Here is a 22,223-nt window from a genome sequence, read left to right on the forward strand (position 1 = left end):
ATTATCTCCTTTGCTTTACTAATTCCGCTATAAATTGCGCAAATTCCGATGAATCGTTAAGAGAAGGAACCATTGTTAAGTTATCACCGCCGTTTTCCCGAAAATACTGATAATTTTGAACTTGATCTTCTTCGAGAGTTTCTAAACAGTCGGCAACAAAGGATGGTGCAGCAACTAACACATTGCGGTGGCCGAGCTGTGCTTCACTAAGCAGGGTGTTACGTAGGTAGGGTTTGAGCCATGGCATTGGACCGAATTTTGATTGGTAGGCCATTTTAATTTTTTCTTCTGGAATATCAAGGCGTTTAATTAATTCAGCGGTTGCTGCTTCTGTTTCATCACGATAAGGATCGCCATGATTAACCATCGCTGTTGGAATACCATGGTATGAGATAAGGAGCTTATCATAATTTCCGTTATCCCAGGCCGTTTGAATTTGCTTTGTTAGCAACGTTAGGTATCCCTCTTCAGTCGAAAAACGATCGATAATTTTTGCGTTGGGATCGGTTGCGGTGACCTTATCGATAACGGTTTGAGTTGTACTTTTAGTGAAAAATGGAAATAACGGAAGAACGGTTAAGTGCCGACATTCTTTTTTCATTGCTGTGATTGTATCGCTGATTGCCGGGTGACCGTAATTCATCGCCATTTTGACCGTCCAATCGGGCATCAAGGCTTGCACTTTTTTTACGAGCCGTTCAGTATGGGCAATTAGTGGTGAGCCATCTGTTGTCCAACAATTTCGGTAAAAGGTTGCTGACCGCCATGACCGCATTGGAATGATAATTCCGCGCAGTAAAGGCTGCCATAATGCAGGTGGCATTTCAATGACATTACGGTCGCTTAAAAATTCTTTTAAATAACGTTTAACATCGGGCGTGGTCGGGGTATCTGGTGAACCTAAATTAACAAGTAACAGTCCGTTTTCTTTCATGAATCTCGCTCCTGGGTCATAGAATAATTCTTTTTTATTTTACACCTGTCATCATAAATTTTCTTGACAACTTACTTTTTGCTAGTTATGATAACTATAATTTGAAATACGAGGGAATACTGATGAAAAACAATTATTTTGTTAACGCAAATACTTGTTGTTGTGAATCGCGTCTTATGCGACTCACTTTTTGGTATACTCATTTTTAATTGAATTACTATTAAGCTGATATCACATAAGGCGTAGATCCAAGAATATTTCTTGAATTTGCGCCTTTTTTGTATACTTTGAGAAAGAAGGATTTTTGATGCTAGTTGAAAATACGTATGATTTGATTGGTCACACCCCGTTAATGCACTTGCCAATGGAAACACCTAATAATGTTAATATTTATGCCAAACTTGAAATGTTTAACCCTGGAGGCAGTATTAAAGATCGTTTAGGAATGGCCTTGATTCAACGCGGAATTGAAGAGGGGAAAGTAAAATCAACGACGACGATTATTGAACCAACTGCGGGGAATACGGGAATTGGTGTTGCACTAGCGGCGTTGAAGCATCATTTATCAGTTAAACTAGTAGTCCCAGAGAAGTTTAGCTATGAGAAACAAACGCTGATGCGGGCGTTGGGAGCAGAAGTAGTTAATACGCCAAGTGAAGAGGGGATTAAAGGGGCAATTGCCAAGGCAAAGGAATTAGCAGCTGAAATTGGGGATGCTTATGTACCATTGCAATTTCAAAATCAGGCAAATCCGGATGTATATCAGCATACTCTTGGACCAGAAATTTTAGCCGACCTCGCTAATAAGCCAATTGCCGCTTTTGTTGCTGGTGCCGGAAGCGGGGGAACGTTTGCCGGAATTCAAAAATCGTTAAGGGATGCCTATCCTGACCTTAAAGGCTATGTTGTTGAGCCAGCGGGATCAATACTAAATGGCGGACCTGCTCACAGTCACCGGACAGAAGGAATTGGTGTTGAATTCATTCCGCCTTTCTTTAAAAATTTGGACTACACAGGGGTAAAAACAATTAGTGATGACGATGCTTTTTACTATGTACGGTGGGCTGCTAAACATCTCGGTCTATTCATTGGTAGTTCTAGCGGAGCAGCCTTGGCGGCAAGTTTAGCGGTAGCAAAGGAATTACCAGCAGAGGCAAATTTGGTAACGGTCTTCCCTGATTCTAGCGAACGCTACTTGAGTGAACATATATATGAGGTTTAGAACATGAATATTTTTCATTTCATTACGGACCGCTCATATATTAAGAAAGGGCGAAATTCTTCCCATTTTGATTGGCTAAGGCTTCTCGTTTGGTGGCGTTAATGCACTTTAACTATGCTTTTATATGCGGGTTTTCTATTTTTAATTTAAATTGATTATTACTATAATTAAGTAAGAAAGGATGCGGTAGTAATGAAAATTGTTGTACTAACAGGAAGTCCACACCATCCGGGAACCTCGGAGCAATTAGCGGATGCTTTTGTTAAAGGAGCTTCTGAGGCGGGAAATGAAGTTTATCGATTTGATGCAGGTCGGCGAGTTAATGAATTTTCGATGATTAAGTTAGCGGATAATCATCCAGGACAAGAGGTGGCGATTGAACCAAACGATATAATTACCAATGAAGTAATGCCGAAGCTACTAGACGCCGATATGGTTGTCCTCGTTAGTTCGCTTTATTATTATGGGATTAACGCAGCACTAAAGGCAGTAATTGATCGTTTTTACAACTATAATCATGAACTTCATGGTAATAAAAAAGCAGTTACTTTAGTGAGCGGGTATGGTCAAGAAGACGCCTTTGCTTCCCTTAATCTCTATTTTGACCAATTATTAAATTATATGCGGTGGGACAAAGTAGGCAGTGTTTTGGCAGCCGATTCATGGAATGAACAAAAATTGACTAACCACGTTGAAGAAGCGTATGACTTAGGCAAATCAATTAGATAATGAAAAAACGTTAAATCGGGGGACTAATAATAATCCTTGATTTAACGTTTTGTTAGTTTTTAGAAGAATAACTTACTCATTACAATCATAAATACTAATAAACAAACTGAACTAATTGCGGCAGCTCCGAAAACAGCACCGCCACGCTTAAAGATAACCTTAAAATTAACTGAAACACCAAGAGCAGCCATAGCCATTCCCAAGAAAATATAAGCAGCTTGCACAAGCGCATCAAGAAAGGCAGGAGAGAAAGGAAGAAATGTTCCTAATACACTCGTTAGGATAAAACCGCCTAAGAACCATGGAATAGGAAGTTTCTTTGGTTCTTTTGTGTGTTCTTCTTCGCTTTCTTTGACTAGACGATGTTGATACCAGTAACCGACAATTAATGCAACCGGTGCAAGTAAAAGAACCCGTGAAAGCTTCATAATTAAAGCATTATCAAGACTTGCTTCACCAAATGCACCACCGGCAGCGACAGCATGAGCAATTTCGTGTAATGATCCTCCGGCAACGATTCCAAATTGCGGATCACTTAGTCCAAGCAGTGGCTTGATTCCAATTTCGATTAGGGTAAAAACTGTTCCCATTACACAAACAACGGCAACTGCTAGAACTTCATTTTCGCGTTTTCGTTCTTCATCAGTTGTTTCAATTTGTGGCGAAACTCCCATTACGGCAGCAGCACCACAGATTCCACAACCACACGCTGATAAGATAGCTAATTCATCTTCAGCCCCAAACTTGCGGCTTAACCAGTAAGTAAGGATAATGGTTCCAGTAACGCCGACAGCTGCGACTAAAATCGTTTTAACACCTGCAGCGGCAAGCTTTTCAAGGTTCAAACGAAAACCAAGCAAGATAATTCCCAGTCGTAAGAACTTATTTGAGATAAAACCAATTCCGCCTGCAGCCTCAGTCCTGATACTCGATGGTACTACTTGCATTGCAATACCTAAAAGCAAGGCGATAACCAAAGCCCCAATAAGATTAACGTAGGGGAGCTTAGCTAAAAGTACTCCCGCAACGGAACAGATTAAAGTCATTACAGCAGCTAGCCAAAATGACCTAGTCTTCATGATACTCATAAGATTCTCTAACCCCCATAAAATAATGTCCTTTATAACTTTAACAAAAGTGATTTAATAAACAAGGGGAAAACAAAGAGAAAGCCTTTTCATTCTAAATAAAATTTACGAATAGATTATTAATATGGATAAATTATTTTTTGGCGAAGTGTTTTACTAATCTTTATTGATTTTATGTTTATACTATAAGGTATAGTATTGCTTTGCACTTAGGAATAGTAGAAATAAACAGAGGTGTAAAAATGGATTTTCAAAATATACAGTTGACACAACCATACTCTTCTCTTGATATTTACCATAGTAAAACAGACCATGCATTGCCAGCAATCGTAATTTTACCTGGTGGAAGCTATAACCAGATTATGGAACGTGACTCTGAACGTGTTGCGTTAACTTTTGCAACTCACGCATGGCAAACATTTGTCGTTCGCTACCCGGTACTTGAACATAAAAATTATGAACAAGCAAAAATTGCTGTTGCCCAAGCATTTGATTATATTACAACTCATGCAGAAGAATTAGATGTTGACACTCAGCAACTGGGGATCATCGGTTTCTCGGCTGGCGGGCAGGTTGCAGCAGCTTACAGTAACATGCCAGCTTCAAAAGCCAAGTTTGCTGCATTAGGCTATCCGGTTATCCAACCTACAATTGACGAACGGATGGGGGTAACAACAGAAAATGTGGCAAACTTGGTTACAACCAAAACACCGCCAACCTTTATGTGGGGATCAATTAAGGATAAGGTGACGCCGTTCGTGGATCATTTACATGTTTACGTCGATGCCTTGGTTAAGAATGATGTGCCATTTGAACTTCACGAATTTAGTACGGGCGGACATGGAATTGCCCTGGCTAATGAATATACGGGAATTGTTAATAATGACCGTGTTGATAAACATATGGGTAAATGGTTCCCGCTGTTTTTAGAGTGGTTTACAGAATTACATTTAGGATAAGGAAAAGAGATTGGGATAATAAGCACTATTCCAATCTCTTTATTATTTCCTGGGAAATTAAATTTGAATTTTTTGCGTTGCAACATGATCAATAAAGTGTTTATCGTGCTCGATGATCAACATTGGCGGCCGAACTTCCTGAATTAGTTTTATAATTTGCTCTTGATTATAGGTATCAAGGTAGTTTAGTGGTTCGTCCCATAAGTACAGGTGGGCGGGTTGCGCCAAAGAACGGGCGAGTTCGACTTTCTTTTGTTGACCCATACTCATTTGCTCGATCGGAACATTAAATGTTGAGCGCGCCATTCCGAGTTTACGGAGAAGGTTAAGAAAGGTATCATAATCAATCTTGCTATTTTTGGCAAAACTTTGAAGGCTACCATGGTTAGATAGATAATTTTGCCGAACAATACTAATTTTAATATTGCTGCCAATAGTGATTTGACCATCCTGCGTACCATTAAAATCACCAAGAATAGCATGAAATAAGCTTGATTTTCCATTTCCATTGTTGCCGCAAAGGACGACTTGTTCATGATTGGCGACTTTCAATGATAGGTTGCTACAAAGAGAGTGTCCTGGGAAACTAAGGGAAAGTTTGTCAATACTAAGCAAAGTCTGATGATGGGTTGGCTGAAGGTTGATTGTAAGCGGGACGACCTTTTCAACCTCTTGCAAAAGGCCTTGCCGATCTTCAATTACTTTATCAAGGCGGCCCTTCATAATTGTTGACTTCTTCATCATCTTCGCCGCTTTCGCACTAATGAATCCCTTATCTGCGTGTGAATTGTTGTTCTTTTCGTTTTCAGCTTGCTGTGCCCATTGCTGTTTTGTTTGACGGACCTGTTTAAGATGGTTGATATCTTTTAAGAGCTGTTCATTAGTACTAATTGCTGTACTATCCCGCCGTTGCTTTTGAGCAAAATAATTACTGTAATTTCCCTTGGCGAGAACTAATTGATGCTGCTCAATAACTAATGTATGATCAATAATCTCATCGAGAAATGTTTGATCGTGACTAGTAATAATGAAACCACCCTTTTTTTGTTTAAGGTACTGGGCAATCAATGACCGTCCAACTTGATCAAGGTGATTTGTCGGTTCATCAAGTAAGGGGAAGATCCCTTCTTGAGCAAATAAGCAAGCGAGCATTACTCGTGTTTGTTCACCGCCGCTAAGGGTGTTAAATGGTTGCCATAAGAAAGCAGCATCAGTTTGCATCAAATTGAGCTCCCGTTCGACCTGCCATTGTTCAAGCTGGGGAACCATGTTGCTTAGGTTATTCCAAACAAAATCATCAGGATCTGCAACATCAAATGGATAATAACCGAATTTTAAATTTGTTTGAACCTGGCCTCGATAATCAAGGCGGTTTTGTAATATCTTGAATAAGGTTGTTTTGCCGCGCCCATTTCGTCCTAATAATCCTAACTTCCAGTTACTACTAAGATTTAAATTGCAATCCTTAAAGAGCGGTGCTTGTCCGGGATAAGCAAAAGTTAAGTTGTTAATTGTAATTGGTTCTATCAAAAAATCACCCTTTCATGTACGCGGAGAAAGGGTGGGTAGTAAAAAAAGCCCACCACTCTGGGTAGACTTTTAAACTAGTGGAAATTAATATCGCACTAGGTTCATTACGATCAGTCATTGAATTTAATTCTACCCAGAGTATCTCCCCGTGTTAATCCACAGTAAGCGATACGTTAAATTGTGTAGAATTAAAATTTCAATGGATGATCCCTCCTAAAATTCAATGCACTAAATATAGCAAGTTAAAAATAAATTGTCAATAATTAATTTAATTCGCCATCAGCAATTTGGTCTAACATTGGGCGTGATGGAATAAAGAATAGTTGTCCGCCAAGAATGTCAGAGAAGGTTAATAAGTAATCGTTTTGGTCCAGCATGTTTTCCAACATTTTCTTAGTAACATTCCAGTGCCGCGAGTAGCCGATGAAGAATGTTCCGGTATTGCCTGATGCAGGGTCAGAATATGGGACGTTCATGCGAACAATCTTTTGCTCAACACCGTCAATTTCAGCTTGGGAAGCAACATTGTGGGCGTTCTTAAACTTTTCTTGTTCACTTAATTCAAGATCAGAAAACTTCTTTCGACCAACTGCCTTTTCTTGATCTTCAGTAGTTAGTTTATTCCAAATATCCATGTTATGGCGCCATTTTTGGGCAAAAGCATATGAACCATTTTCAAAGACAGGATCTTCATCGCCAATAATTGCGTAATCAGCAGCATCTTGCGGTTCAGGATTTTCAGTACCATCGATAAAGCCAATAATTGCACGGCCTTCAAAATAGCGGAATCCTTTTGTTTCATCAACGACATTAGTAATATCCTTAATGAAAAGCATAATTTGGGCCATAAATTCATAAACAACTGCTTCATCATTAGCACGAATGTGGAGGAAGATATCTCCTTCAGCTGCAGGCATTTTATATTTTGGACCAGTGAGTGTTTGGTAGGTCTCTAGTTCCTTAGGCTTAGGGGCGTTAGGAAAGAGGTAGTCCCATGCATCGCTACTAAAACCAAGAGCGACCTTTAAGTTACCTTTATTATCACGAATCCGAAGAGAACGGGTAATAGCTTGGAAACGATCAACGAATTCCTTAATTGCTTCCTGTTCTTTTGCCCGATCCTGGCGCTTTAATTCTAAAACAGTGAATTGAACATGCTCACCAGCATCTTTCCAAACATCTTGAGCTTTATTTGGGTTCATTACCATGAGATGATCTCCTCCTTATAAAGAGCATTATATTATCACAAGACAATTATAGCATTCTTTCACGATTTAATTGTAATAGTTATCACATTGAGTTGAAGCCGCTTTCAAACTGCCTTAAAATAAAGTGTGTAATTATTTTTATAAAGGGGTGGTTTTATGCAGGAAACACAGACAAAGAAAAAGCATCGGTTTCATATGCCTACTGCGTTTACGATTTTATTTTTAATTATTATTTTAATTGCAATTTTAACGTGGATTATTCCAGCAGGGACATATGAGACAGATAAGGCAGGAAATATTATTTCCGGTACATATAAGACGGTGGCAAACAAGCCTCAGGGAATTTGGGATATCTTTATGGCACCGGTTATCGGGATGGTTGGTGACAAGCAAACCGATGGTGCAATTTCTGTTTCGCTTTTTATCCTCGTTATTGGGGGCTTTTTAGGAGTTATTAACAAGACAAATGCCTTAAATGAAGGAATTACTTCAATTGTTCGACGTTATAAGGGACGTGAAAAACGATTGATTCCAATCCTCATGCTCTTATTTGCCCTCGGTGGTTCAACTTATGGAATGGGTGAAGAAACGATCGCGTTTTATCCATTATTAATCCCTGTCATGATGGGAGTAGGATTTGACTCAATTGTTGCCGTAGCGATTGCCTTAGTTGGAAGTCAAGTAGGGTGCTTAGCTTCAACCGTTAACCCATTTGCCACTGGTGTTGCTTCTCAAACGTTGAATATTTCACCTGGTGATGGCTTAGTTTCCCGGGTAATACTTTTAATTATTACAATTACTATTAGTATTCTTTATGTTTATCACTATGCTTCGGTAATTGAGAAGGATCCCACTAAGTCTTTGGTTTACAACCAACGGGCAGAAGATGAAAAACATTTCTTAGTAAAGGCTAGTCCAAATGATGACCACAAAATGACTGGTCGGCAAAAGACCGTTATCTGGTTATTTGGAATTACTTTTGTTGTAATGATCCTTGGTTTAATCCCATGGTCTAATCTTAATAGTCACTGGACATTCTTCGATAAATTTACAAAGTGGCTAGTCAGCATTCCATTTTTAGGTGATTTATTGGGTCACGATATGGCACCTCTTGGGACATGGTACTTCAATGAAATTACAATGCTATTTCTTTTTATGTCAGTCTTAATTATGGCGGTTTATCATATGAAGGAAAGCGAATTTGTCGATGCCTTTATGGCTGGAATGAGTGATTTCTTGAGTGTTGCAATTATTGTTGCGGTTGCTCGGGGAATTCAAGTAGTAATGAACAACGGGATGATTACTGGGACTGTCCTTCACTGGGGAGAATTAGGCCTTCATGGATTATCGCAAACGGTATTCATTATTCTGACATATATTTTCTATATTCCAATGTCGTTCCTAATCCCATCGACATCAGGTTTAGCAGCAGCAACAATGGGAATTATCGGACCAATGGGACATTTTGCTCATGTTTCGGGTAGTTTGGTAATTACTGCTTACCAAGCCGCTTCCGGTTGGGTTAACTTAATTACGCCTACATCTGGGGTTGTTATGGGGGCGTTAGCAATTGCCCACATTAATGTCGGTATTTGGTGGAAGTGGATGCTGAAATTAATGATTTATCTCTTTATTGCTACTTGTGTATTCTTGGGAATTGCAGCATTACTGTAGGAGGAGAATCTAATGGATAAGATTATTACAGAAGATGAACAGAAGGCAGCCGTTAAGACTTTAGAACGATTAATCTCTGTACCGTCATATAACCAACAGGCAGAAGATGGTGCGCCATTTGGACGGGGAATTCGCAATGCCCTTGATGAAATGATGAAGATTTGTGACGAGCTAGGATTTAAAACTTATGAGGATCCTGATGGGTACTATGGTTATGCGGAAGTCGGCAGCGGTGATAAGCTCTTTGGGATAATTTGTCACCTTGATACGGTTCCAGCAGGTGATTTAGGAAAATGGCAACACAATCCGTTTAAGGGAACAGTAATTGATAATGCGGTTTATGGACGTGGCTCGCAGGATGACAAGGGGCCTGGAATTGCAGCCTTATATGCTGTTAAAGCACTAATGGATCAAGGGTACCATTTTAACCAGCGGATTCGGTTTATTTATGGAACTGATGAGGAAATTTTGTGGCGGGGAATTGCTGAATATAATAAAAAGGAAGCCCCAATTGATAGCGGCATTTCTCCAGACGCGGAATTCCCGTTAATTTATGCCGAAAAGGGCCTTCAGCAGTCTTATCTTGTTGGCCCGGGAACTAGTCAGTTGAAGCTTAACCTAAAGAATGCTTTTAATGCCGTTCCAGATAGTGCAGTATATGATGGACCAAAGCAGGATGAGGTTAAAGCAGCCTTAGATAAACATGGTTTTGAGTATACTAGTGATGACAATTCGATTACTGTTATTGGTAAGTCAGTTCATGCCATGATGGCCCCTGAAGGAACAAATGCTGTATTACGGTTAGCGATTGCTCTTGATGATGTTTTCGATTTTAAGCCTCTTGATTTTATTGGAAAGCTATTTAAGGAAGACGCAACAGGAAGTAACGTGCTTGGCGATGTTCATGATGAATCCGGGCAACTCACTTTCAATATCTCTAGTCTTGAAATTAATGAAAATGAAACGCGGATGCAAATTGATTTACGAATTCCGGTAACAGTTGATCGTGATAAATTATTAGAAAAGTTAAGTAAGCAAGTAGCAAAATATGATCTTAAGTACATCCATTTCGATTATTTAGCTCCGTTGTATGTTCCTAAAGATAGTAAATTAGTTCAGACATTAATGAAGGTTTATAAAGAACAAACAGGTGATGTTGATGCTGAACCACAAATTTCAGGCGGTGCAACATTTGCACGGACGATGAATAACTGTGTTGCCTTTGGTGGAATGTTACCAACAACGCCAGACTACATGCATCAGGCAAATGAGCAGTGGCCATTACCGGATATGTATAAAGCGATGGAGATTTATGCACAGGCAATTAAGAAGCTATGTATTGACTGATTGTTAAATTTAAGGAGAGTAAAGCGGTAATTCACCTCATCAGTGCTTTACTCTTTTTTAATAAATTAATTTTAAAACGACAATGTATAGTCTTGCACAATCTTTAAAAAAGCAACTCGAAATAGCGCCATCATCTGTTTTCATTTTCTTTCATTTAAATCGCACTACAATAACAATGAAATGGATTACAATTTTTAAGAAAAAATCTTTGTTAATCGTTTGACATTTTGAAATGTTCATTGTATATTATTGGTGTACAGTAATGATAAACGTTTATCAATAATCCTATAGAAAGAGTACCTACTAATTATGAATAACAAAAATTCCATTGTTACAAAATTGGCATTCTTGTCAGTTTCATTCATGGTTACGAGTGCTTATGCCATCCAAGGTTCTTTACCGCAATTGAAGGCGGCACTCGGAATCTCACAAACACAGTCAGAATATTTAGTTACAACTCCATCATTTGCTGTAATGATTTTCGTTGTCCTTTCACCATTACTTCAACAATGGTTTAACATTTCTGATAAAAAGATCATTATGGCCGGAGTTACAATCGTTGGTCTTGCCGGGATTGTACCGATGTTTGCCAATGACTACACCGCGATTTTAATTTCCCGGTTAGTCTTGGGAGCAGGATTTGGTTTATACAACTCTCAAGCTATTTCAATGATTTCGGTTTGGTATGAAGGTACTACCCGCGCTCAAATGCTTGGCTGGCGTGCTGCTGCTGAGCAAATTGGTCAGGCATGTACCCTTGCTATTGCTGGTTTAATCCTTAGCTACGCTGGCTGGCATGCATCATTTGCCGTATATCTTCTTGCCTTTATTGTTCTCTTCTTCTTTGCAATCCGTGTTCCTGATGATAGTAAGGCGCAAGATAACCATGTTGCTGAAGATGACCTTGCTGCAGAATTAACTGAAGAAGACGAACCGATTAAAAAGATTAGTCCGGTAGTTTACTTGCTTGTTCTCTTTGCTTTCTTATTAGTTGTTGACTATGTCGGAATGGAAAATCGTTTCCCTGGTTTAGCAGTTGCAATCAAGGGAAGCAATTATACTGGGTCCTCAATGTTCCTTTCATTAATGTTAATCGGAGCAACACTCGGTGGTTTGTTCTACGGATCAATTAACAAGGTTCTTGGTTTTAATACTGTTTACCTCGGTCTCGGATTAATGGCCATTTCAAATTTCTTGTTTGCCTTTGCTAACGGCAACTTTGTAATGCTGGTAATTGGTTTGCTCTTAATCGGTTTCCCATTACAATTAGTTTCCCCATTGATTTTCAACTTGTTGCCAGACCTAGCTCCTGCTAAACGTCAGCCTTTAGTAACATCAATGGTACTTATTGGTTTTAACTTTGGAGCTTTCTTCTCACCAACAATTGCTGAGTGGATGAACCGGTTAATGGGACGTCCACTTAGCGGAATGGATCTTGCTGCTCCGTTCCCAATCTATGGGGTAATGCTAATAGTTATTGCCTTGATTATTTTCTTTGCAACTCGTCGCTCAAAACAAGCTAACTAATTTATTGGAGGTTTTTATTATGCCAATCAAAAATGAAGCAATGTTAATTACTTACTCTGACTCAATGGGGAAAGACATTAAGGAAACTCATGAAGTATTAAAGAAGTACATTGGTGACGCTATTGGTGGAGTTCACTTACTTCCATTCTTCCCATCAACTGGTGACCGCGGATTTGCACCTTACCGTTACGATGTTGTTGATCCAGCATTTGGTGACTGGAATGATGTTGAAGCACTTGGTGAAGATTACTACTTAATGTTTGACTTCATGATTAACCATATTTCAAAGAAGTCAGAAATGTACCAAGACTTTAAGAAGAAACATGATGATTCCAAGTACAATGATTTCTTTATTCGTTGGGAAAAGTTCTGGGAAAAGGCTGGTAAAAACCGCCCAACTCAAGAAGATGTTGACTTAATCTACAAGCGGAAGGATAAAGCTCCTAAGCAAGAAATTACTTTTGATGACGGCACGACTGAAAACTTGTGGAATACATTTGGTGAAGAACAAATCGACATCAATGTTAAGAGCAAGGTTGCCAATGAATTCTTCAAGGAAACATTAATCGATATGGTTAAGCATGGTGCTGATATGATCCGTCTTGATGCATTCGCTTACGCTATCAAGAAAGTTGGTACTAATGACTTCTTCGTTGAACCTGAAATTTGGGACCTCTTAAATGAAGTTCAAGATATTTTAGCACCATACAAGGCAATCATTCTTCCTGAAATTCACGAACACTACACTATTCCACAAAAGATTTCAGAACATGACTTCTTTATTTATGACTTTACCTTGCCAATGACTACTCTTTACACCCTTTATTCTGGTAAGACTAACCGCCTTGCTAAATGGTTAAAGATGTCACCAATGAAGCAATTCACTACTCTTGACACTCATGATGGTATTGGGGTAGTTGATGCAAAGGATATTTTGACTGATGACGAAATTGAATATGCATCAAATGAATTGTACAAAGTTGGTGCTAATGTTAAGCGGAAGTACTCAAGTGCAGAATACAATAATTTGGATATTTACCAAATCAATTCTACTTACTACTCTGCTTTAGGTGACAATGACAAAGCTTACTTGCTTTCTCGTGCATTCCAAATCTTTGCTCCTGGTATCCCAATGGTTTACTACGTTGGTTTACTCGCTGGTTCAAACGATCTTGAATTACTTGAAAAGACTAAGGAAGGCCGTAACATTAATCGTCACTACTACACTAAAGAAGAAGTTGCAAAGGAAGTTCAACGTCCGGTAGTTAAGAATCTCTTAGACTTACTCGCATGGCGGAATAAGTTTGCAGCATTTGATCTTGATGGCTCAATTGAAGTTGAAACACCAACTGAAACTACTATCAAGATTACGCGGAAGGACAAGGATGGCAAGAATGTTGCTGTTCTTGACGCCGATGCCGCTAACAAGACTTTCACTGTTACTGCTAATGGTGAAAAGGTTATGGAACAAAAATAGTAGTTCATAATCTCTCTCAAAATAGGCAGTTGTCCTTTCCAAAAACGCTTAATTCTCTCTTAATAAACTGCCTATAAAAAGAGCGGGGCTAGAAATTTTCAATTTCTAGCCCCGCTCTTTTTACATTAATCTAAAATTGGTTTTGTTACACGGGCAAGCTGCTCAATTACTTGTTGACCGGCTGCCATCGTTTGATTCTTATCGGTATATACCGCAATCGTGTAGTCTGTTCCATTACTGTTTTTTACATAACCAATGCTATTTACAATCCATTCGTCTTTACCATAATTTAGCCAACCATTTTTCAAAGCAAAATTATCGCTACTAGCTGATATACCCCAAGATTGATCATTTTCAACATTACTCATTAAGTCACGGATTTCACTTCTATCCTCATCAGATAAGATCTTAGACTTATAGAAAATGTTGTTTAGCAGTTTAACCTGATCTTTAGGCGTCGTAACAGTTAATCCCCAACTGCTGTTTGCTTTGGACTGGTTCATCCCGAACTTCTCAAACGTTTGTTGAAGGCCGTTTTTGCCTCCAAGATAGTTTTCAAATAATTCGCTTGTTGAATCATTATCACTTTGCTCAATCATTTTAGTTGCCAAGGATTTTTGGTGGCTAGTTAACGGCCCTTTTTGATTAGCAATAATTCCCGCTAAGATACTAACTTTAACTGTACTAGCTGTTCGGAATTTATGCTGAGGTGCATTACTAGAAGTATAGATCTGGTGGGTCTTAGGGGAATATACCGCAATACTGACGTTGTTATTAGAGGTGAAGATAATTTTATTCCATGCGGATTTTAACCGGGCGTTTGTTGAGGTAAAATGATGGACTCCCATTATAATAAGCAGGATAGCGATAATAATTAGGATAAGCTTACCAGGTTTACGCCGATGATGCTGCGATCTCTGCATTCTTTAACGACCCTTTCTAATTAAAAATTAGCATACTTAATTAATGATACAAGTAATTTAAAAAAATAAAAGATACAATTTATTAATTTAATGAAAAATAAGACTTTCAGTCAAAATTTAATCAAATCGTCATGTTTTTTGGGGTAAGGATAGGATATGATAGTTAGGTATGTATAAGGAGAGAAAGTAGTTCTAATGAAGAAAGTTAAATCTTTTTTTGCCAAGTTATTATTGGTAATTGCAACAATTAATATATTTTTAGGCGGACTAAGCATTTTTGCACGGGTTCATGCAGAAGCAGAAACAGCGGCTTTTAATATGGATGCACGGGCTGTTTATGCAATCGATGCGGAAAGCGGTCAAGTCCTCTATCAAAAAAATGCGACAAAATTATACCCCATTGCTTCAGTTATTAAAATTTTGACTTTAGGGGTAATTGAACAGGACATTCGTAACCATCACTTGAAGTGGGATCAAAAAATTAAAATAACGCCAGCAGTTGCCAAAATGGCCGATGACTGGCATTTCTCAAATGTGCCATTGGTAAAGGGACAAGAATATACGGTCCGCCAGCTTGTTGATTCTATGATGCTCGTGTCAGCAGATGGCAGTACCGAAGCGCTTGCCTTAGCAGACGCTGGTAGTACTGAGGCGTTTAATAAAAAGATGCAGGCTTTTGCGAAAAAAGCTGGTGTGACCGATGCTAAGATTTATAATATGATCGGGTTGCCTAATGGTGATTTAGGAAAGCATAAGCTCAAGGATGTCGATAAAGACGCGGAGAACTTATTATCTGCTAAAGACGTGGCGCTTATTTCAAAATATCTCGTTGAAAAATATCCAGAAACTCTTGAAATTACAAAACAGAAATTCGCTAACTTTGATGTAACAAAAGATCAGCAATACCTAATGACAAATGTAAATGCCTTGTTACCCCAAAACGGTTTTGCCCCTAAAGAAGGAGAAATTGACGGGTTAAAGACAGGCAATACTGATCGTGCGGGTAAATGTATTGTTTCAACAGGGACATTTTCCGGCCGCCGAGTAATCTTGGTTGCGTTGCATACAAAAGGTGAATGGAATGACCAATCAAAGATGCAACAAGACTTTTATAATAAGCTTGTTGATGAATATCAGCCTGTTCAAGCAAAGAAAATTAGTGATATTTCTACCAAAATTAAAGCTGTAAAAGTTACTAACGGCAAGGATAAGAAGAATACTCAGATAAAACTGAACAAAGCAACAACTGTTTGGCTTCCTAAGAACGTCAAATTAGGAGCAACTAAGCCAACCCTAAAATTAAACGGTGGTCAACAAAGCCTCGAAGCACCAATTAAAAAGGGTCAGCAGGTCGGTGAGATTGTTTTACATATACCGGGGTTGCCGGATTTTGATATATCGGTATATGCAAGCCAAAATATTGCTAAAAAATCAATTTTTAACTGATACTAGGTGTTAAAAGTGAGTAGGAATAAATCCTGCTCATTTTTATTATTTATATAATGTCTTTGTAATCTTATTTTACCTTCGTGTAATATATAAGCCGTATCATTTGTATAATTTAAATTATAAAAATATAATAAAGATGAATTAGGAATTATAGCTATTGTATTAGGAGGTAATTATTTATGGCTGATTATGCAAAGCGTCAACTTAAGGCTTTAGACCGAATTGCAAAGAAGATTGCAGATGCTGAAGGACACTTAACAAAGATTGAAGATAGTGTTGACAACGAAAAGCACCGTACCGCACAACACGAAACAATCAAGGATATTAAGTCAATTCTTAAGCACGCTTGGAAAGTAGATAAGGACTCAATAAAGCTTGAAGAACGTGCTGGTGAAGGTCACAAAGATCCAGCAGAAAATCATTATGTTTACATGGAAGACGAAGAAGGAGTTATTAAGGACCTTAATAAGGCCTTTAAGGAACTTGATGAGAAGTTAGCAGCTCTTACCGATGATGAAGGCGGTAAGATCAAGGCATTCCGTGCAGAACACCATTACCTTGAAAAGGCAAAGGACATTCTTCAAAAGGCTGGTAAGTACAATCAAGATGAAAAAGACTAATTTATAATTCCTAACAACTAATAAAAGAGGCCAGAGCAAAATCCGACCTCTTTTATTATTAACATTGAAAAGTAAAAATAGTTGAGGCCGAGAAAAACTTTTTTGCTTTCTCAGCCTCTTTGTGTATTTCACTATTATTTACTAATTAATATTCGACATGCCACTTAATAGTGTAAGTTTTTTCTTCACCAGGATGTAGTGTGATATCACCAAATTCTGGGTGGTGTGGTGCATCTGAAAGATTTTGTGCTTCCATGGCGAGACCTAAGTGGGGATGAACTTGTCCATGATTGTAAACAGCGGCATCGTCTGAGTTCATTGTGTACATAACTAATCCATTGCGGTCAGAGTAAAGGCTCATTTTACGACCGCTTTCTGGATCTTCAAGTGTAGCAACAGGCTTTGTAAGACTAGGAGTTACTTCCCAAATATCGTCAAAACCATTTTCTTTTGTAGAACTCATCTTTTCTAGGGCATCACCTAGGCGTGTAGGAGTACCAAAGTCAAATGGAGTTCCTTCATTAGCAACCTTTTCACCAGTTGGTATCTTTCCATCATCAACCGCTAAGTGACTTTCTGAGTTGACATAAAGCTTTAATTGGTCAATGGTTGGAACATTCGCTGCTGCCATATTCCAATATGTGTGATTAGTAGGATTAAACAATGTATCAGCGTCGGTAGTTGCCGAAATTTTAAGTGAAAGATAATCGTCATTATTTAAGGTATACGTTGCAACTATATGCATTTTACCAGGGTAAGTATCTACTTCTGGGCTCAATGTTAAGCTGAGGGTGATTGAAACAGAGTCGGTAGTTGCTTCAGTACTATCAACGTGCCAAATATGACTGTAAAAGCCATTCGTACCACCATGCAAGGCATTTTTTCCTTCGTTTTGTTCGATTTGATAATCTTTACCATTAATACTAAACTTACCGTCAGCAATTCGGCCTGCAACCCGGCCAATTAAACGATTAGTACAGAAACCATTGTTGGTAAAGTTGTCAAGATTTTCAGATGTTAAGATCATATCTGCTTTTCCGCCATCTTTTGTCGGCACTTTGAAAGATTGTAATAGACCAGCAAAATCTAAAATTCCGGCTTGAACACCGTTGTCATTAGTTAAAATATATTTTGTTACCGGATCACCTTTATATGTTCCGAATGGTACTTTAGAAATTTCCATAAATTTGTTCCTCCTTGAAGTAAGCGCTTTATTACAATTACTATTTTACCACAATTTTATTTTAAAATCGTGCAATCGTTTGCACAAGTTTGAATATGCTAGAATAAAAGATAAAGATACAGTGAAATTTATGAGGGAGAGTAAATGACTAAAAATAAGTGGGATAAATTTAAGAAGAGTTTTAGTAAAAATTTTATCGACTTTTTAATGATTTTTGCAGCTGAGCAAGACTTTATTAACAAGCATCGCCATAAAAGCAGTGCTATCAAGGAACAAGATCGTTATGGGAACGATCAGCGAAATAAACATGAAAATTAAAGGCAGTGTCCTTAATGATATTGAGTCGACTTATCTTTAACACTGAATGAGCAATTTTACATATCATATGATTTGCGTATTTTAATAGTAAATATGGGCTTTATTAGCAATTGCGTTTTTGCACAACTTCTTTCTTTTTCGTTTATAATTATCAACTGATATCAATAAACCGATATTTAATTTACCAAAAAATAAAATTTAGTTAATTTAAAAATCAATAATTATAGAACGAATGTTGATATGACAATAATAAGGGCGTTTTTTTTTTTTTTTATTTTATCAATCGAAAGATAAACGAAAATAGCTTGAAATGGTAAGAACGATTACATAAAATGAGGGTGTTGTAAGACAATTATTTTGAAGTTTTTATTTTGGGAGGATTATTTATGAAAAATAATCAAGTACATTACAAAATGTATAAAGCTAAAAAGAATATTGTATATGCTGGTTTAATGACCACTGCTACTTTAGCTGGTCTTACATTAGCAAATGTAAATAATAATGAAGTTCACGCCGATGTTGCTGCTCAACCCGCAATTACTGCAACAACTAAAACGAGTGCTGCTTCAAACGTTTCATCTGATGTAGTTTCACAAGCTCAAGAAAAAGTAAATGCTGCTAGTGATGCAGTTACAGCTGCTTCTAGTGCTGTTGTTGCTACAAGTGCTGCTAACAGTACTGCTCAAGAAAATGTAGCAGCTGCTAAGAGTGCGGCAACCTCAACTGCTCAAAGTAACGCTAACTCAACTTCTGCTGTTGCAAGTTCAGCATTTAACGATTACAGTGCAGCTAAGTCAACTGCTAGTGCGGCAACCAATGTTTCAACTAATGTTGCAAACGCCTACAATGAATTTAAGGATGGCAAAACCGACAATGCCTTAAATGCTGCTCAATCAGCTGTTAGTCAAGCCCAAAAACTTTACGGCAATAACAGTTCACAAGAGCAAGCTGCTGAAAATGTAATTAATGCAATTAACGAATACAACCAAAACCCAACTGTTTCCAACAAGGGTAAGGCCGTTGATGCTCTTAATGCATACGAAAAGTACGCTAATGATCAAATTGTTTCAGCACAAAAGGCACTTGACGAAGCAAATGCTAACCAAGCTAACCTTCAAAAACAATTAGACGCAGCTGTTAGCGCACAAAAGACTGCTAAGACTGCTCTTGATAATGCTAAGTTAGCTGTTAACATCGATGCATTAAAGAAAGCATATCAGGATGCTTCTGCTACTGCTGAAAAGGCCACAACTGCTTTGAATAATGCAAATGAAGCATTAAATGCAGCACAAAAGGCGCTTGATGAAGCACGTAACGCTCAAACAGCTGCAGCAACTAAGCTAGGCACAACTAACCCAGACATGACAGCTCTTCAAAAGGCTGCTAATGATGCTCAAACTAAGGTAAACGAAACAGGTAACTCCTTAGAAGAAGCAAATGCTGATCTTAAGACTGCCCAAACAAACTATGATGATGCCGCAAATCGTCAAACAACTGCATCAGAAGCTTACACTAAGGCAGAAACAGCATTAAACGATGCAAAGGCTGCTGATCAGAAGGCTCAAGATGCCGTTGTTAAAGCTGAAAAGGACTTGCAAGATGCAGACGATTACTCAGTAGAATACCTTACTGAAGCCCTTGATGCTGCCAAAGCCGATGCTGAGAAGACTGCAGTAGCTTTAACTAATGCACAAAAAGCATTTGACGAAGCTAATACTGCATTGAACGGTGTACAAACAGAAGTAAATGCTGCTGGTGAAACCCTTGAAAATGCAAAGACTCGTCAAAAAGCTGCTCAAGATGCACATGACGCTGCTGTAAATGCTCAAACAGCTGCAGTAAATAAATTAGCTGCTGCTAAGGCTTACCAAACTGCAACCGCTAACGTAAACAAGGCAAGTGAAGACTTTGGTAATGCACAAGCTGCTCAACAAAAGGCTCAAAAGGCTGCTGACGATGCAACAAATGCGCAAACAGATGCTCTTAACAAGTACAATCAAGCACACCAGCTTGAGCAAGATGTTGCAAATGCTCAACAAGCATTTGATGAAGCACGTAATGCTCAAACAGCTGCAGCAAATAAGTTAGCTGCTGCTAAGCAATATCAACAAGCATCTGTTAAGGCAGAAGCTGCTGCTAAGGCATTGAACACTGCTAATGAAGCATTAGCTAATGCTCAAAAGGCACTTGACGAAGCACGCAACGCTCAAACTGATGCAGCAACTAAGTTAGGCACAACTAACCCAGACATGACAGCTCTTCAAAAGGCTGCTAATGATGCTCAAACTAAGGTAAACGAAACAGGTAACTCCTTAGAAGAAGCAAATGCTGACCTTAAGGATGCTCAGGATAACTATGATGTTGCTGCAAACCGTCAAACAACTGCATCAGAAGCTTACACTAAGGCAGAAGCAGCATTAAACAATGCAAAGGCTGCCGAACAAAAAGCTAAAGATGCCTATGACGCTGCTGCACAAGACAACATCAACGAACCAAATGAATGGAATGATGCAGCAGAACAACAAGCAAAAACAGATTGGGATAAAGCTTCCGCTGCTTTAACTAAGGCTCAACAAGCATTTGACGAAGCTAATACTGCATTGAATGGTGCTCAAGCAGAAGTAAACGCAGCTGGTGAAACCCTTGAACACGCACAGGCACGTCAAAAGGCTGCTCAAGATGCACATGATGCTGCTGTAAATGCTCAAACAGCTGCAGCAAATAAGTTAGCTGCTGCAAAGGCTTACCAAAGTGCAACCGCTAATGTAAACAAGGCAAGTGAAGACTTTGGTAACGCCCAAGCTGCTCAACAAAAGGCCCAAGCAGCATTTGATGAAGCTATGAATGCTCAAACAGCCGCTGCTAATAAGTTAGGTACAACTAACCCAGATATGGCAGCCCTTCAAAAGGCATACGATGACGCTTCAACTGCTGCTAACCAAGCAGGCGCAAAGCTTGAAGATGCTAAGGCTGCTCTTGCAAAGCAAAACCAAAAAGTTGCTGATGCTCAAAAGGCATATGATGACGCAACTACTAAAGTTAACGATGCAACTAAGGCATTAGATGCTGCTAAGGCTGCTACTAAGAAGGCTCAAGATACCTTCAACCAAAATAACGAATTCGCTACTGATGCTGCTGCAGCATATAACGAATTGAACGCTGACCACGCTGAAAATGCTTTGAACACTGCCCAAGGTTTACTTAATAAGGTTCAAAAGGTTTATGGTTACAATGCACCACAAACTGATGCTGCCGAAGCATTAGTAAGTGCTCTTAAGGATTACTACCTTAACCCAACCACTCCAGCTGATAAGACTGCTACCTTGGATAAGATTCAAGCAGCACAAAACGTATTCAACGACCTCGTTAAGAATGCTAATGAAGCCAAGGCTGCTGCTGAAGCTAAGTACCAAGACGCTCAAAAGAACGCTGACGCTGCTAAGGCAATTCTTGACCGTGTAAATAACGGTGACTTTAGCGACTTCCCAGCTGTTAAGGATGCAGAAGAAGCTCAAAAGCTTGCTCAAACTAACTACGACAACGCTTTGGCTAACTTGAAGAATGCCCAAGCTAACTTAGATATGGCTAAGGCAAACCTTGAAGCTGCTAAGAAGGCTGCTAGTGAAAAGCCTGCTGATAAGCCATCAACTGGCGATGACAAGACTGATACCAACAAGCCTGCCGATAAGCCATCTACTGGTGATGACAACACTAATAAAGGCGAAGACAACACCAACAAAGGTGACAACAACGCTGCTAAGAATGATAATGCAGGTGTTGTAAACGACACTAAGAAGGGTGAAGCTACTACTGGTGTAACTACTACCAAGAAAGCTGCTGCAGCTACTAACTTAACTCGTGCAGAATACAAGACTGCTAATAAGCAAAACAACGCTAAGGCAGAAACATTACCACAAACTGGTAACGAAAGTGGCGTTGCTGCTGTTGCCTTAGGAGCAGCTGCTGCTATGTTTGGTCTTGGCTTAGCTGGTAAGAAGCGCGAATACTAATAACTTAATTAAGAGTTAATTATTG

Annotated in this window: 17 protein-coding genes; 11 read left to right on the top strand and 6 right to left on the bottom strand. The window is 38.8% G+C overall.

All coding sequences use genetic code 11. The annotated features are described in order from the left end of the window. Nucleotide 1: 1 nt before the first annotated feature. A complete protein-coding gene (gene hemH / locus H5S41_RS06710; protein ID WP_182602777.1) occupies nucleotides 2-934 on the bottom strand; it encodes a ferrochelatase in 933 nt (310 codons plus the stop codon). Between the two features lie 307 nt (nucleotides 935-1,241). Between hemH and H5S41_RS06715 the strand changes: the two genes are divergently transcribed. Continuing rightward, nucleotides 1,242-2,156 carry a PLP-dependent cysteine synthase family protein gene (locus H5S41_RS06715; protein WP_182602778.1) on the top strand — a complete coding sequence of 305 codons (915 nt, stop codon included), beginning with the start codon at nucleotides 1,242-1,244 and terminating at the stop codon, nucleotides 2,154-2,156. Between the two features lie 192 nt (nucleotides 2,157-2,348). Beyond that, on the top strand, nucleotides 2,349-2,885 hold the full coding sequence (locus H5S41_RS06720) for a flavodoxin family protein (RefSeq protein ID WP_182602779.1): 537 nt from the start codon (nucleotides 2,349-2,351) through the stop codon (nucleotides 2,883-2,885). A gap of 59 nt (nucleotides 2,886-2,944) precedes the next feature. On the opposite strand, the gene H5S41_RS06725 is transcribed toward H5S41_RS06720, so the two are convergent. Further along, nucleotides 2,945-3,973, bottom strand: a complete 1,029-nt coding sequence (locus H5S41_RS06725; RefSeq protein ID WP_153709857.1) for a YeiH family protein — start codon at nucleotides 3,971-3,973, stop codon at nucleotides 2,945-2,947. A 242-nt stretch (nucleotides 3,974-4,215) separates the two neighbouring features. Between H5S41_RS06725 and H5S41_RS06730 the strand changes: the two genes are divergently transcribed. Then, entirely contained in the window at nucleotides 4,216-4,932 is a 717-nt protein-coding gene (locus H5S41_RS06730; protein WP_182602780.1) for an alpha/beta hydrolase, read from the top strand. A 57-nt stretch (nucleotides 4,933-4,989) separates the two neighbouring features. On the opposite strand, the gene abc-f is transcribed toward H5S41_RS06730, so the two are convergent. Both abc-f and H5S41_RS06740 read right to left on the bottom strand, forming a co-directional pair. Further along, a complete protein-coding gene (abc-f, locus tag H5S41_RS06735) occupies nucleotides 4,990-6,462 on the bottom strand; it encodes a ribosomal protection-like ABC-F family protein (protein ID WP_220483252.1) in 1,473 nt (490 codons plus the stop codon). 263 nt (nucleotides 6,463-6,725) lie between these two features. Beyond that, nucleotides 6,726-7,670 carry a Dyp-type peroxidase gene (locus tag H5S41_RS06740; RefSeq protein ID WP_182602781.1) on the bottom strand — a complete coding sequence of 315 codons (945 nt, stop codon included), beginning with the start codon at nucleotides 7,668-7,670 and terminating at the stop codon, nucleotides 6,726-6,728. Nucleotides 7,671-7,826: 156 nt separating this feature from the next. Between H5S41_RS06740 and H5S41_RS06745 the strand changes: the two genes are divergently transcribed. The 4 genes from H5S41_RS06745 to gtfA all read left to right on the top strand — a co-directional run bounded on the left by H5S41_RS06745 (nucleotide 7,827) and on the right by gtfA (nucleotide 13,695). After that, nucleotides 7,827-9,344, top strand: a complete 1,518-nt coding sequence (locus H5S41_RS06745) for a YfcC family protein (protein WP_182602782.1) — start codon at nucleotides 7,827-7,829, stop codon at nucleotides 9,342-9,344. A 12-nt stretch (nucleotides 9,345-9,356) separates the two neighbouring features. After that, a complete protein-coding gene (locus tag H5S41_RS06750) occupies nucleotides 9,357-10,691 on the top strand; it encodes a dipeptidase (protein WP_182602783.1) in 1,335 nt (444 codons plus the stop codon). 309 nt (nucleotides 10,692-11,000) lie between these two features. Further along, nucleotides 11,001-12,218, top strand: a complete 1,218-nt coding sequence (locus H5S41_RS06755) for an MFS transporter (RefSeq protein ID WP_182602784.1) — start codon at nucleotides 11,001-11,003, stop codon at nucleotides 12,216-12,218. Between the two features lie 19 nt (nucleotides 12,219-12,237). Then, nucleotides 12,238-13,695 (top strand): sucrose phosphorylase, encoded by a 1,458-nt coding sequence (gtfA, locus tag H5S41_RS06760; RefSeq protein ID WP_182597721.1) that lies wholly within the window; start codon nucleotides 12,238-12,240, stop codon nucleotides 13,693-13,695. A gap of 125 nt (nucleotides 13,696-13,820) precedes the next feature. Here gtfA and H5S41_RS06765 read toward each other — a convergent pair whose 3' ends face one another. After that, nucleotides 13,821-14,618 carry a serine hydrolase gene (locus tag H5S41_RS06765; protein ID WP_153709865.1) on the bottom strand — a complete coding sequence of 266 codons (798 nt, stop codon included), beginning with the start codon at nucleotides 14,616-14,618 and terminating at the stop codon, nucleotides 13,821-13,823. A gap of 195 nt (nucleotides 14,619-14,813) precedes the next feature. Here H5S41_RS06765 and H5S41_RS06770 point away from each other — a divergent pair, with 195 nt between their 5' ends. Further along, nucleotides 14,814-16,064 carry a D-alanyl-D-alanine carboxypeptidase family protein gene (locus tag H5S41_RS06770; RefSeq protein ID WP_182602785.1) on the top strand — a complete coding sequence of 417 codons (1,251 nt, stop codon included), beginning with the start codon at nucleotides 14,814-14,816 and terminating at the stop codon, nucleotides 16,062-16,064. Between the two features lie 182 nt (nucleotides 16,065-16,246). After that, complete coding sequence (locus tag H5S41_RS06775; protein WP_182602786.1) at nucleotides 16,247-16,687, top strand: hypothetical protein; 441 nt, start codon at nucleotides 16,247-16,249, stop codon at nucleotides 16,685-16,687. 145 nt (nucleotides 16,688-16,832) lie between these two features. Here the strand turns inward: H5S41_RS06775 and H5S41_RS06780 are convergent, their stop codons facing one another. Continuing rightward, entirely contained in the window at nucleotides 16,833-17,870 is a 1,038-nt protein-coding gene (locus tag H5S41_RS06780) for an aldose epimerase family protein (RefSeq protein WP_182602787.1), read from the bottom strand. A 144-nt stretch (nucleotides 17,871-18,014) separates the two neighbouring features. On the opposite strand from H5S41_RS06780, the gene H5S41_RS06785 reads away from it, so the two are divergent. Continuing rightward, on the top strand, nucleotides 18,015-18,188 hold the full coding sequence (locus tag H5S41_RS06785; RefSeq protein ID WP_182597716.1) for a hypothetical protein: 174 nt from the start codon (nucleotides 18,015-18,017) through the stop codon (nucleotides 18,186-18,188). A gap of 386 nt (nucleotides 18,189-18,574) precedes the next feature. Next, nucleotides 18,575-22,198 (top strand): KxYKxGKxW signal peptide domain-containing protein, encoded by a 3,624-nt coding sequence (locus H5S41_RS06790; RefSeq protein WP_182602788.1) that lies wholly within the window; start codon nucleotides 18,575-18,577, stop codon nucleotides 22,196-22,198. The last annotated feature ends 25 nt before the right edge of the window (nucleotides 22,199-22,223 follow it).

Source organism: Limosilactobacillus albertensis (assembly GCF_014145555.1).
Lineage (GTDB): Bacteria > Bacillota > Bacilli > Lactobacillales > Lactobacillaceae > Limosilactobacillus > Limosilactobacillus albertensis.